The organism is Anabaena sp. CA = ATCC 33047 (genome assembly GCF_963870205.1).
Lineage (GTDB): Bacteria > Cyanobacteriota > Cyanobacteriia > Cyanobacteriales > Nostocaceae > Trichormus.
The window spans coordinates 101,030-114,799 of sequence record NZ_CAWMSA010000085.1 but is presented as its reverse complement, the minus strand read 5'-3'; the positions used below and the strand labels follow the sequence as shown (position 1 = coordinate 114,799).

Below are 13,770 nucleotides of genomic sequence, written 5' to 3'. Positions count from 1 at the left end.
TCGTTGGCAGTTTCAGGATAATTTCGCCAAATTGATCATTGTTGTTGCCTGGACAAAAAAAAGCCCCTGGTGGTGGCAGCCAGCCAAGGGAGTTAGTTATCAGGGTGCATCTACCAATTAATTCTTCCCAAGGTAGGTAGCCTTTTCCGGATAAATTTTGCCAAATTGATGATTGTTGTAGGCTAGACAACAAAACTCAGGGAACACCTTTGGCAAACATTTTAGCAGCGTCGCCAGGCATTGCGCCGTTAATGGCAGTAGGGAGAGTCAAAAGCAAAAAACCCTGGTGGTTGTTAACTAACCAGGGATGATAGGACTAATTCCAGAAACATTCGGGGGTCGAATCCATCTACAGTATGAGAAGGAGCGAAAAATCGAATTGAAACTTTCGCGTTTCAAATTGGATTGAAAAAGCAAACAGGAGAAGTTGTGACCCAGGAATTTCATATTTCCGTGACTCCAGTAGGGCAGAATGACTACTTGGTGCGGACGGAACAAGTCGCGCCTGGGGTGCCATTGGCGGAGGAATTGGTGACTTGGCCGGTGGCTGAATGGTTGGCTGCTGCTGGCAATTTGATGAATGACCCTTTACAGGTACTTTTACAGGGAGATGCGATCGCCAACAACTCTGTTAATCTAGTGGCATTGGGTCAGCAACTTTATAATGCACTGTTTCAAGGCACTCTCAGAGATAGTTGGATTACTGCTCAAGGCATTGCCCAAAATCAACAACAGGTGCTACGTTTACGTTTGGGTCTGAAGGATAATAGGTTAGCACGTTTACCGTGGGAAGTGATGCACGCGGGCGATCGCCCTCTGGCAACAGGCCCCTATATTGCTTTCTCTCGCTACCAAAGCGGCATTGCCAGAACTTCCCGTTTACCCGTAGCCAATAGATCCCAACTTCCAGAAAACGGCGGTATTAGGGTTTTGATGGTGCTAGCATCGCCCTCAGACCAAGTTAATTTAGATTTACTCAAACAAGAAGCCATTAAACTACAAGCTGAACTACACCGTCAGCTACCCCACTCCTTCAACGGTAATCATTATTTACCAAAAATTGAACTCACCCTGCTAGACCAGCCGGGTAGAGAAGAATTGACGCAAGCTTTAGAACAAGGTAGATTTGATGTTCTCCACTACTCTGGTCATAGTGATATGGGGCCAAACGGTGGGGAAATTTATCTCGTCAGCAATCGCACCGGTTTGACAGAAACCCTCAGTGGTGATGATTTAGCGGGTTTGCTGGTGAACAACAATATCCAAATGGCGGTGTTTAACTCCTGTTGGGGGGCATACACCGCTACCAGTGAAAGTCATGCTAAGGATTCATGGGAACGTAACCTGACAGCCAGCCTCGTCAAGCGCGGGATTCAGAGTGTGTTGGCAATGTCAGAACGTATTCCCGATGAGGTAGCAGTCACCCTGACACAATTGTTTTATCGCAACCTCAGTCAAGGATATCCGGTTGATTTATGTGTGAGTCGGGTACGTCAGGGATTAATTTCCGCCTATGGTTCCCACCAATTATACTGGGCGTTACCAATTTTGTATCTCCAGCCCGAATTTGAGGGTTTTCTCTACCCCAAAACCGGAACTACTGCCAACGTTGATTTACTTGATGAGTATGTTCCTTCTATGCCGGGAACTGCGACTGCTACCCCGACTTACTCAACTCTGATGGAAGATACGGAAATGTCTTTATCCCTAGAAGGGATGATTCCCCCTGGGTTAGCTGGTGAACCTTCCGGCTTAGATTGGTTGGGGGAAGACACTTGGGGTGATTTAGTTGATGAAATCGAGTACGATGATTCTACCTATGCAGAAGATCATGCTTTTGTTTCTGATATCTTTCGTCAATTAGATCAGCAAACCACTGAGGATGAAGAACCATTACTGCCAGAAGAAATTAGACAACAACTGCAAGATCATAGTTTTTTAGATACCCAGACGGTTACTGCACCCAGAGAAACCGAACTAACGACAGTAGTACCGCCCACAACTGGTGAAACTCCCCAAACACCGCCAGCAGCTTCCCCAAATTTGCGCCTTCCATCTTCTCGAACTCGGCTACGTCGTCAACATTGGACAATTTTAGGTATCATCGGAGCTAGTGCGATCGCTACCGTTATCGCTTTTACTTGGTGGTGGCAAAATCGCCCAAGTTCAAAATTACCTGATATCCCACCTCTGCCCAACCAACAGTTACAAGCACCTCAGCCAATTCCCGCCGATATTCAAAATCTGCCCACAGCCAGGGTAACAGCCATTGCCACAGAATATTTAAATCAAGGTAACTTAGAAGCCGGCTTAAAAGCTGTAGAAGTATTATTAAATCGTAATGTCTTACCTGCTGCTCAAACAGCCCTGAATGTGATTCCGCCAGAGCAAGCCCAAAAGCCATCTGTCAACTTTCTCAAAGGGCGGTTAGCTTGGCAGTCTATCCAAACTGGAGATCCCAAATACAGTATTGACGATGCGCGTCGTTACTGGGAAAATGCAGTTAAAGCTAACCCAAATTCTATTCTATATCATAATGCGCTGGGATTTGCCTACTACGCCGAGGGAAATCTCAATCGGGCTAATGACTCTTGGTTTCGGGCTTTAGATTTGGCACTCAAACAGCAAAATCTAGTCTTAACTGAAACCGTATCTGCAAATACAGAAGTACCTCGTGAGGCTTTAACTCCCTATGCGGGGTTAGCTTTAGGTTTATATAAATCTGCACAGAGTTTAACTGGCAATAAAAAAGCTCAATATATTAATACGGCTATTAACTTGCGTCAAACAGTTTTAAACGCAGACCCGATCAATTTCCAGGTTGGGAAATTAAACCAGAATTGGTTGTGGACAGAAGCAATTTTAGCAGACTGGCGATCGCTCCTTCAGCAAACAACCACACAGGATTGAAGAGTCAGCAAAGTTTAATAAATACTGCTTATAGATAAGATTTATTACAATTTTCAGGGAATAATAGGAACTAATACTGCTAGTTCTAGGAACTAGAGAAGTATGGTGTCAGTGCGAAAGTAATAGTCATATCTAGAGGGTAAATAATTTTCATGAGGCTCACTACCCGTAGCATGACTGATGCTAGTGAATTGAGCTTGCAATTAGATTCTACCTTGCAAGAATTACCAGTATGGGAACTTGAAATTGAGCAACACCTTCCAGGTAATACATTACTTCGCTTATTTGAGCAAGAGCCTTTATTACCAGGAATTATCTTGATTCAAAACCAGGAATTTGTCGGGATGATTTCGCGACGGAGATTTTTTGAGTATATGAGTCGCCCCTATAGCCTCGGTTTGTTTTCATTGCGTCCTATCGCTAATCTTTATACATTTTTACAGACACAACTGTGCATATTTTCTGAAGATACGCTGATTGTGGCGGCAAATCAGCTAGCATTAAAGCGATCGCCTGAATTGGTTTATGAACCAATTTTAGTTAAATCTAAATCTGGTAACTATGGAATAGTTGATTTCCATCAGTTGCTGTTGGCTAATGCTCAAATTCATGCCCTCACCCTGACTCAATTGCAGCGTGTAGAAGAACAATCCCAATTAGCCAAAGCTGGATTTAGGGACTTAAAGCAGAATTATAGCAGATTATTACAAAATGAGAAAATGGCGGCGTTGGGTCAGTTGGTAGCGGGTATTGCTCATGAAGTTAACAACCCCATCAACTTTATTGCTGGTAATCTTGTCCATGCGACTAATTACATTCACGATTTACTCAACGTGATTAGTTTGTACCGTCAGCACTATCCCGAAGCTGTAGCAGAAATTGAAACGGCGATCGCGCAAACTGACCTAGACTTTATTACAGAAGATATTCCTAAACTTTTAACTTCCATGCAAACTGGTTGCGAACGCATTGAAGAAATAGTTCGTTCCCTGAGAAATTTTTCGCGTTTAGATGAATCTGCGAGAAAAACAGTTAATATTCATGAAGGTATTGATAGCACCCTGCTGATTTTACACAGCAGACTGAAAAATCACAAAACTGATCAAAGCATTAGCATTATTAAAGAATACGGCAATCTTCCCCCAGTTGATTGCTACCCTGGTTTGCTCAATCAAGTATTTATGAATCTGTTAGCCAATGCGATTGATGCTTTAGAGGCGGGAATAGGTAATGGTGAGTTGGCAGTCGGGAAAGAATCACATTGCATTACTGAGTCTGGGTTAAGCAATGGTAAACGCCTACGTCCCCAAATCTTGATTCAGACTACAATCACTGATGAGCAACAGGTGATGATTCGCATAGCTGACAATGGCCCTGGTATTCCAGAAGATGTGCAACAGAGAATGTTTGACCCATTTTTTACCACTAAACCTGTAGGACAAGGTACAGGATTGGGACTGTCTATCTGTTATCAAATTATTGTGGAAAAACACGGCGGACAGTTGTCTTGTGTCTCTACTGTAGGACAAGGAACGGAGTTAATCATTAAACTACCTGTAACGGCATTACGGTAATCATATCAAGCATATCTTGCACCATTCTCAATAAGTTCCAGGCGATGCACACCCAACAACCTCAAATTAAGGGTTTGAGCAACTTGCAAGCAATGCCCACCCTCCAAAAATTATCATTCAGGAACAGGTGCAAGATGTGTGTCAAGTCCGGTTAACTGAAGATGCAAACTTTTCTCTAACTCTGTTCCCTGTTCCCTATTCCCCGTTCCCTATTCCCTGTTCCCTGTTCCCTATCCCAACAGATATGATAACTACTCTCAAGGATGTGATATCACGATTTTTATACAATCAGCTTGCGTATATCAACAGAATCGTGTCAGGATGAAGTGGCACGATAAATGTTTATTTTCAGCAGAAATTTTATGTTGAAAAAAATCACGGTGGGGATGATGCTGTTGGCGAGTGTAGGAAATTTAGCCTGGCTGGAAAGTGCTAAGGCTAGTTTTCAAGGTCAACTAATGGTTAATATTGATGGGTTGAAAAATCAACAAGGACAAGTCTGCGTCAATTTATTTGCTAGCAGTCAAGGATTTCCGGGCGATCGCCAGCGTGTATTTCAGAAACAATGTGCTAAAATCAGCGAAACACCCTTGCAAGTAAGCTTTAACAATTTGCCAGCCGGGAGTTATGCTGTGGCGGTGATTCATGACCAAAATGGCGATCGCACTCTGAACCGTAATAGTCTAGGAATGCCGACAGAAGGCGTGGGCTTTTCCAGAAACCCAGTAGTTCGCACGCAAGCACCGAAGTTTAGTGAAACAGTTGTGCTGGTAGCAGGGCCAAACACCAATATTAACATCCAGATGAAATATTTCTAGATTCCATCTTGTTGAGTATCTTCTATGAGACTCTTTGCAGTGGCTACACTCCGCATTCTATGTATTTGACTCAGAGCATACTGTGCTGTACCCTGGACTTGATCATCCGGGTCATCTAAAGCATGGACTAACATTTGACTCATTTGTGCCATCATGTCATAAACACGAGTCAAATCACGGATAGCATTTTGTCTGACATTAGGACTTTCATCCTGCATGGAGATAGCTAAGGCGCGATTGATAGGTTTGAGACTACGAATGTTAATTTCTGACAACGCTGCCAAAATCAGACTACGTTGTTGAGAATCTGCATCAATCAACAAGTTTACCAATGGTTCAATCGCCCGTGAATCACCTTGTTGCCCTAAATCCCAAATCGCTTTGTTGCGCTGTGCAGCATCGTTACTACCTAAGTCTTTAATTAATTCCTCAACAATACTCAGTTTAGTTAAACGAGAAGTTGCTTCTACAGGTAATATCGAATCTGTAGCTGTAACAGTATTTTCCTCACTGTTGGCTGTGGGTTCTAATTCTTGTGCTTGTACAGACGGTTCAAATGTCATATTGTCCGGTTTTGCTGCACTCAAAGCTTGATATTCTTCTATACTTTGAGGATATTTTGGTTGTTTGTTTTGTTCCCAAAATTTCCACAAACCCAGAATACCCCCAATACTACCTAAAATTCCGATTCCCAAGAATGACCAACACAGAAAATTTATCTGGTTTGGCTGGGGTTGGTTAGGGGTTGCAAGTTTCGAGGCAGAAGTTTGACTAATATTAGAGACAGTGAGTTGATTTTTTTTAACTGCCAAGGCTGATTGCAGATGACGTTGAGTGGTTACGTCTGCAATTCCATCTATTCTTTTTAAACCTTTGGCTTTCTGGAATTCTTCTACAGCCAGTTTCGTACTTTGACCGTATTTTCCATCTATCACATTATTATAGTGTCCTAACCCTTGCAATTGGGTTTGCAACTTTTCTACAGCTAACCCTTGACTACCGGGTGTGAGAATCACCTCTTGAGCAAGTGCCTGAGAACTAACTTGTGCTTGTGCGATGAATTTGGGTGCTGAGTTAGCTGTAACTGCGCTAGCACCATTTGAGTACAAACCCAGTCCAGAAAAACAGGTAATAATTAAAATTGAGGAGGGATGTAGCCTCATATTATTTTAAAAGTAGCCGTCTAAACGCGCTAACAAAGTGACAGTAATGTTGACAATCTAAACTTGTCTAAAGTTAACTGTATCTTCACAAAAAATCTGCTTTTTGTTAGCCGATAGTATATCATCTTACTTCCCGCCCAACAGTTAACACTATTGATTTAACGGATTAAGCTTATTTGTGGATGTTTCCGCTAATTGCGGTTGCGGTGTTGTAGAAGTTTCATTCACAGCTAGCTGTTGATTTTCCCCTGCCAAGTTATCACGCTGATTAATCAGGTAGATACTGATTAAAGTGAGTAAGACTCCCATCCATTGCAATGGACTGAGGACTTCTGACAGCAAGAGATGACCAAAGATTAAAGCAAAAACTGGTGTGAGAAAAGTTAGGGAACTGAGACTGGTGAGACTACCACTAGAGGCAAAGTAGAAAAATAAAGCGTAGGCGATCGCACTACCGAACACCGTTGCATAACCCAAAGCTAACCACTCAGAATAGACAAGGTTTTCCCATTGTTGAGATTCTACCACAGATGAAACGCCCCATAATGGCACTCCACCTAAAATCATGTGCCATCCCGTCGCCGTCACCGGGTCAGCATGACGAGTCACAAACCTAATTAACACCGTCCCCACAGCCATCGACAAAGCCGCTAACAGCATGAGCCATTCACCACTAGCAAAAAGATGCTCCCAGTTGCCAATTTTTATTTCTGTACCAGTACCCAATAAACTGAAAATCCACTCATCTGGTAAGCCGATGAGACTAATACCTGTGACTCCCAAGCCTAACCCCAGCCATCCCCAAAAACCGATTTTTTCTTGAAACAGCCACAAAGACAACAAGGCGACAGCCAGAGGTTGAGAGTCAATCATCACCGAACCTAAACCCGCGCTGGTTCTGACTAAACCTTCTGCTAAAAAGCCTTGAAATAATGTGCCATCAATGAAAGCAAATAACCCAATCCACAACCATGCTAGCCAACCTGTGGGTTGAGGTCTACCCATGATTGCGGCGACAATTAAAATTAACACGCCGGCTGGTAGCAAACGGACACCCGCCATAAATAAGGGTGTGGTGTGGGGGATAACTCCTTTCATGGCTACCATAGCCGTTCCCCAGAGGAAAAAAGGCGCAATGAGTAGTAGAGGCGCGAAGGGTAGTTTAGATGCACTGAGTTTCAGTTGCATGAGTTTGCTGATACCTTTGGTTAACAGGTGCAGAGATTGCTTTAACCAATTCTACCCAATTGTGACTTTTTGTGAAGGAAAAAATACTTAGGGGGCTGGGGATTGGGGACTGGGGACTGGGGATTGGGGACTGGAAGGGACTGGGGATTGGGGTATATTATGATGTAGAGACGCTGTATGCAACGTCTCTACAAGTCAATGGTTCGCTGGTTTTAGGAGTAATGCGGAATCGCAGATTTTTCTAGATGCGCTCCTAATTTCACGTCAAATTCTGCTTCAAATACTCCTTTTTTGTAATCTAAACTCCAGAGTTCTAAGGCACAATCATCATCGGGTTTGGTGGGATAAATTAACAAATTGAATTGCTGCAATTCCTGATAATATTCACATTCAATTCTAGCGATCGCACCAATTTGTCGTCTATCTAATGCTACTGCTAATCTTAACAGCGCACTCAATTGACTGACTATTTGCCGATGTTGTTTACTCAACAAGTTGCGGTAATTTTCATGCTTTTTCTTCGGTGCTGATTTGCGGTGATAACGGGCTAAATTTGCGATAATTTCGATTTCTGTTTCGTTGTATCCCAGTAATTCACTATTACGAATTAAATAGTAAGAGTGTTTATGGTGCGACGAATGGCTAATGTGATGACCGCAGTTGTGTAAAATTGCTGCCGCCCATAATAATTGTCGTTCATTTGTTCCCCAATGGTGTAACACTCCTTGGGTTTGGTCAAATAAACTTAAGGCAAAAGCCGCCACGCGATCGCTATGTGCTAAATTAACTTGATACTTACTAGCCTGTTTAATCACGCTGCGCTCACGTACAGAACCTTGAAAGCGGAGTCTATCTTCAATTAAACCGTGGCTTAACATCCAGTCAACAATTACACCTTCTCGCAAAGCCCGTCCACAGGTTGTGATTGATTCTACGCCTAAAAGTTGCATTGCTTCTAGTAAAACTACTGCCCCACTCAGTATAACTTCAGACCGCTTTTCAGGCATACCGGGAATGGCGGCTCGTTCTGCATTGGTCATTTTTCGCAAGCGGTTTACCCAGTCTTCCAAGTCTGAGACAGTGAATTGATAGCCATTCAGGGTTGAAGGAACAGAACCCAACTTTTCCCGCGCGTGAATCATGGCGATAGTTTCAATTGTGCCAGAAGTACCAATCAAGCGGGGAAATTCGCCAAACTTGAGGTTTGCTAAAACTTCTTCTACAGAACGTTCTAACATTCCTCTTGTGTAGGCTTGTAGGTATTGAAACTCAACATCTATAATGGGGTCAGTGCTAATTAACTCAGTCGTCAGACGCACAGCACCGACTTTAGTGCTAGTGAGAGTGCGCGGTTCATGACTATCGCCTAAAATTATCTCTGTAGAACCGCCACCAATATCAATAATAATATGGGGCTGGTTGTGGAATTCCATCCCCGACAGTACACCCAGGTAAATGCGTCGCGCTTCTTCTTGACCTGAAATTAAGTCAACACTTAAACCTAACTCGGTTTCTACCCTGTGTAAAAAATCTTTACCGTTGGGAGATTCCCGCACCGCACTGGTAGCGACAGCAATGATTGTTTCCACATTAGCGGTTTTCGCTACTTCTTGGAAGCGTTTTAAAGTAGCGATCGCCCGATTCATCACCTCTGATTTTAGCTCACCGGTAGCAATATCGCGATCGCCCAACCTTACCGTTTCTTTTTCTTTGCCAATAATGCTAAAAGCTGGTAACGTCGGGTCAATCCTCACAATTACCATGTGCAGGGAATTTGTTCCCATATCAATAGCAGCAATAATCCGGTGTTGCTTAACTGGTTGAGTATTCACACTCAAACAGTCAACCGAAACTAAATCCAGCATCTAATTTTCTCTCTATACAAGGATGGATGGGAAAAGATGGTGTGTCGGGGTAGGTGGCACTGATATCGGTTGCAACACACTTAAGTTCAGTTTAACCGCATCGAGTCGGGCTGAATCTAAGTATATTCACCCTGCTGCTTACAATTTTAGTGACAATTTAGCTATATTTACACAGTGTCACAGGAGATTATGTTTTTACAAATATCAAAAAAAGATATTCTATAGATATGAAGATATGTAAAGCAGGGATGAGGGAGATTAGGAAGCAGGGGAGTAGGGGGAGATAGGGGAGACAAGGAAGACAAGGAAGACAAGGAAGAACTTTTATATTCCCAATCCCCAGTCCCCAATCCCCAGTCCCCAGTCCCCAATCCCCAGTCCCCAATCCCCAGTCCCCAATCCCCAATCCCCAATCCCCAATCCCCAATCCCCAGTCCCTTCCAGTCCCCAATCCCATGATAGAAACTAACCAAGAACCAGTTTGGCTAACAATTATCCGGCTTTTGCGGTGGCATAAACCCGAAGGACGCTTAATTTTGATGATTCCCGCACTGTGGGCGGTGTTTTTGGCTGCATCTGGTAAACCGCCTTTACCTTTGGTGGGGGTGATAGTCTTAGGTACACTCGCCACAAGTGCGGCTGGATGTGTGGTAAATGATTTGTGGGATAGAGATATCGATCCAGAGGTGGAAAGAACACGCGATCGCCCCTTGGCTTCCCGTGCTTTATCGGTTAAAGTCGGTATTGTCGTCGGGATAGTGGCGTTAGCTTGTGCGGCGGTATTGGCTTTTTATCTTAACAGCCTGAGTTTTTGGTTATCTGTAGCGGCTGTGCCGGTGATTGTTTTGTATCCCGGCGCGAAGCGAGTCTTTCCCGTACCCCAGTTAGTGTTATCAATTGCTTGGGGTTTTGCGGTGTTAATTAGCTGGAGTGCGGTGACACAGGATATTAGTCAACCCACTTGGTTATTGTGGGGGGCTACCTTACTGTGGACACTAGGATTTGATACAGTTTACGCGATGAGCGATCGCGAAGATGACCGTCGCATAGGTGTAAATTCTAGTGCATTGTTTTTCGGAAATTACGCACCGCTAGCCATTGGTATTTTCTTTGCTGGAACTATCGCCTTACTAGGCTGGTTAGGTTTTGCGATTCATCTGAAACTGGCTTTTTGGGTGAGTTTAGTGATTGGGACTATTGGCTGGTTGTGGCAGGTGATACAAATAGCTAAACCAGAATTACCTAACCCGGCTTATGGTGAGATGTTCCGTCAGAATGTTTGGATTGGGTTTATTTTACTCGCGGGAATGATTGGAGGTTGTTTGTGAAGTAAGCGATCGCCTTCTACCATACATTTTATTGCTTGAGCGATCGCCTTCCCAGGTTGATGTAATACTCAGATACCCGACTTCTTTGAGAAGTCGGGTATCTATCCCATCATTACAATTATGTTGACCTACTGAACAGTTTATATTTATCTCTATATTTATTTACAACATCAGCAACTTCTATCAAAAGTCATATTTATTTCATGACAAATATTAAACTCATCAGCGATTTTCGTCACAATAGCTAAAATCAATGTTAAAAAATACTCGCCTGAAGGTGAATTCTGTTAACCTTTCGGAGAGGTCACTACTCAAAGTTTTGTAGTTGTATTTTAAATAACTGCAAGTGTAGTCAATGGCTAATAAAACTGATAATTCCAGAGCCACCTGGAAAAATTTGTCTTATGTAGGATGACCTTCAGACTGTAGATAACTACACTGGCATAGAAAAGAAATTCGGCAAAATCACTACGTAATGGAGTTGAATATGACTTTAGCAAGTCCTCCACAAACAAAGCCTTTAACCGATGCAGAATTGCATAAAATGAACGCCTACTGGCGGGCAGCTAACTATTTGTCAGTCGGGCAGATATATTTACTAGATAATCCCCTGCTGAAACAACCACTCACCCTAGAACACGTTAAACCCAGACTGTTAGGACATTGGGGAACCACACCAGGACTGAACTTTATTTATGTTCACCTGAATCGGATCATCAAAAAGTATGACCTCAACATGATTTACATTGCTGGCCCTGGTCATGGCGGGCCGGGACTGGTAGCGAATACTTACCTAGAAGGAACTTACAGCGAATATTACCCCAATATTTCCCAAGATGCTGAGGGGATGAAGAAACTGTTTAAACAATTCTCCTTCCCTGGTGGTATTCCTAGCCACGTTGCACCGGAAACCCCTGGTTCTATTCACGAAGGCGGAGAACTAGGTTATGCGCTGGTTCATGCTTTTGGTGCAGCGTTTGACAACCCTGATTTAATTGTCGCTGCTGTAGTTGGTGATGGGGAAGCCGAAACCGGGGCTTTAGCTACGAGTTGGCATTCCAATAAGTTTCTCAACCCTGCTACAGATGGGGCAGTGTTACCGATTCTACACTTGAATGGGTATAAAATCGCTAACCCCACAGTTTTGGCACGGTTGAGTTACGAGGAATTAGAAAGCCTATTTATAGGGTATGGTTATAAACCTTACTTTGTGGAAGGTTCTGAACCTGCGGATGTACATCAACAGATGGCGGCGACTTTAGATATAATCACCAGCGAAATTCACAGCATCCAAAGAGAAGCCCGTGTACATGGCTATACCAAACGTCCGCAATGGCCGATGATTATACTGAGAACTCCTAAAGGTTGGACAGGGCCAAAAGAAGTAGACGGGAAAAAGACAGAAGATTACTGGCGATCGCATCAAGTACCCTTTGGTGATTTAGCTAAGAAACCGCAGCACATCCAACTTCTAGAAACCTGGATGAAGAGTTACAAACCCGAAGAACTCTTTGATGCTAACGGCAAACTGATCCCCGAACTCGCAGAACTCGCACCCACAGGACAACGCCGCATGGGTGATAATCCCCACGCTAACGGCGGTATCTTGTTGCGTGACTTGAAAATGCCCAAATTCCAAGACTACGCTGTTGAAGTTCCCCAACCAGGTAGAGTAGTTGCGGAAGCTACCCAAGTAACAGGGAAATTCCTCCGGGATGTGATGCAACTCAACCTAGACAGCCGTAACTTCCGAGTCTTTGGCCCGGATGAAACCGCATCAAATCGCATCAATGCAGTATTAGAAGTCACAGACCGGACTTGGGTAGCTCAAACCCTCCCCGAAGATGACCACCTTTCCCCTAGTGGTCGGGTAATGGAAATCCTCAGCGAAACCACCTGTCAAGGATGGTTAGAAGGATATTTACTTACAGGTCGTCATGGTTTCTTCTCTTGCTACGAAGCATTTATCCACATCATTGATTCCATGTTCAACCAACACGCCAAATGGTTGAAAACTACCCGTGAAATTCCTTGGCGTAAACCGATTGCGTCACTTAACTATTTACTGACTTCCCACGTTTGGCGACAAGACCATAACGGATTTTCTCACCAAGACCCTGGTTTTATCGACCATGTGGTGAACAAAAAATCTGAAATCATTCGCGTCTATCTTCCACCCGATGCCAACACCTTATTATCTGTCACAGACCATTGCTTAAGAAGCCGTCAATACGTTAATGTCATCGTCGCCGGAAAACAACCAGCATTGCAATATCTCGATATGGATGCAGCCGTGAAACACTGCACCAAAGGGATTAGCATTTGGGAATGGGCAAGTAATGACCAAGGTGGTGAACCAGATGTAGTCATGGGTTGCGCTGGCGATATCCCCACCTTAGAAACCTTAGCAGCTGTGGATATATTGCGGCAAAACTTCCCTGACTTAAAAGTGCGGGTAGTCAACGTTGTGGATTTGATGACCTTACAACCCAACACAGAACATCCCCACGGTTTAAGTCCCAAAGAATTTGACACTATATTCACCACCGAAAAACCGATCATCTTCGCCTTTCATGGCTATCCTTGGTTAATCCATCGTCTCACCTATCGCCACACCAACCATAACAACCTCCATGTGCGCGGTTACAAAGAAGAAGGAACTACCACCACCCCCTTTGATATGGTTGTGCGGAACGATTTAGACCGCTTCCATTTAGTCATGGACGTAATAGATCGTGTGCCGAAATTAGGCTATAAAGCCGCTTATGTGAAACAACATCTGCAAGACAAGCTCATTGAACACAAACACTACATTGGTAAATACGGTGAAGATATGCCAGAAATTCAAGACTGGCAGTGGCCGTATTAGTGGTTATACCAATTCTCTATGAAGTTGCACAGAAAAACAATGTAGAGACGTTGCA

The 13,770-nt window shown here is 43.6% G+C and carries 9 protein-coding genes; 5 read left to right on the top strand and 4 right to left on the bottom strand.

Features of this window, described 5'->3' with window-relative positions; translation table 11 throughout:
* Positions 1-190: hypothetical protein (locus AACS98_RS22770; RefSeq protein ID WP_232317217.1), on the bottom strand; the 190-nt coding region annotated here is incomplete at its 3' end.
* A 239-nt stretch (positions 191-429) separates the two neighbouring features.
* Here AACS98_RS22770 and hetF point away from each other — a divergent pair.
* From hetF to AACS98_RS22755, 3 genes are all read left to right on the top strand, one after another.
* Positions 430-2,910, top strand: a complete 2,481-nt coding sequence (gene hetF / locus AACS98_RS22765; protein WP_066384467.1) for a cell division protein HetF — start codon at positions 430-432, stop codon at positions 2,908-2,910.
* Positions 2,911-3,062: 152 nt separating this feature from the next.
* On the top strand, positions 3,063-4,484 hold the full coding sequence (locus tag AACS98_RS22760) for a sensor histidine kinase (protein WP_066384438.1): 1,422 nt from the start codon (positions 3,063-3,065) through the stop codon (positions 4,482-4,484).
* 362 nt (positions 4,485-4,846) lie between these two features.
* Positions 4,847-5,302, top strand: a complete 456-nt coding sequence (locus tag AACS98_RS22755) for a DUF2141 domain-containing protein (protein ID WP_066384435.1) — start codon at positions 4,847-4,849, stop codon at positions 5,300-5,302.
* Here the strand turns inward: AACS98_RS22755 and AACS98_RS22750 are convergent.
* The 3 genes from AACS98_RS22750 to AACS98_RS22740 form a co-directional block, all read right to left on the bottom strand.
* Positions 5,299-6,465, bottom strand: a complete 1,167-nt coding sequence (locus AACS98_RS22750) for a peptidoglycan-binding protein (protein ID WP_066384432.1) — start codon at positions 6,463-6,465, stop codon at positions 5,299-5,301. The genes AACS98_RS22755 and AACS98_RS22750 overlap by 4 nt on opposite strands.
* A gap of 150 nt (positions 6,466-6,615) precedes the next feature.
* Positions 6,616-7,653, bottom strand: coding sequence for a DMT family transporter (locus AACS98_RS22745; RefSeq protein ID WP_066384429.1), 1,038 nt, complete (start codon positions 7,651-7,653; stop codon positions 6,616-6,618).
* A 212-nt stretch (positions 7,654-7,865) separates the two neighbouring features.
* On the bottom strand, positions 7,866-9,518 hold the full coding sequence (locus tag AACS98_RS22740) for a Ppx/GppA phosphatase family protein (protein ID WP_066384427.1): 1,653 nt from the start codon (positions 9,516-9,518) through the stop codon (positions 7,866-7,868).
* A 455-nt stretch (positions 9,519-9,973) separates the two neighbouring features.
* On the opposite strand from AACS98_RS22740, the gene AACS98_RS22735 reads away from it, so the two are divergent.
* A complete protein-coding gene (locus AACS98_RS22735) occupies positions 9,974-10,846 on the top strand; it encodes a 4-hydroxybenzoate solanesyltransferase (protein ID WP_066384422.1) in 873 nt (290 codons plus the stop codon).
* 487 nt (positions 10,847-11,333) lie between these two features.
* Entirely contained in the window at positions 11,334-13,715 is a 2,382-nt protein-coding gene (locus AACS98_RS22730) for a phosphoketolase family protein (RefSeq protein ID WP_066384465.1), read from the top strand.
* Positions 13,716-13,770: the final 55 nt, after the last annotated feature.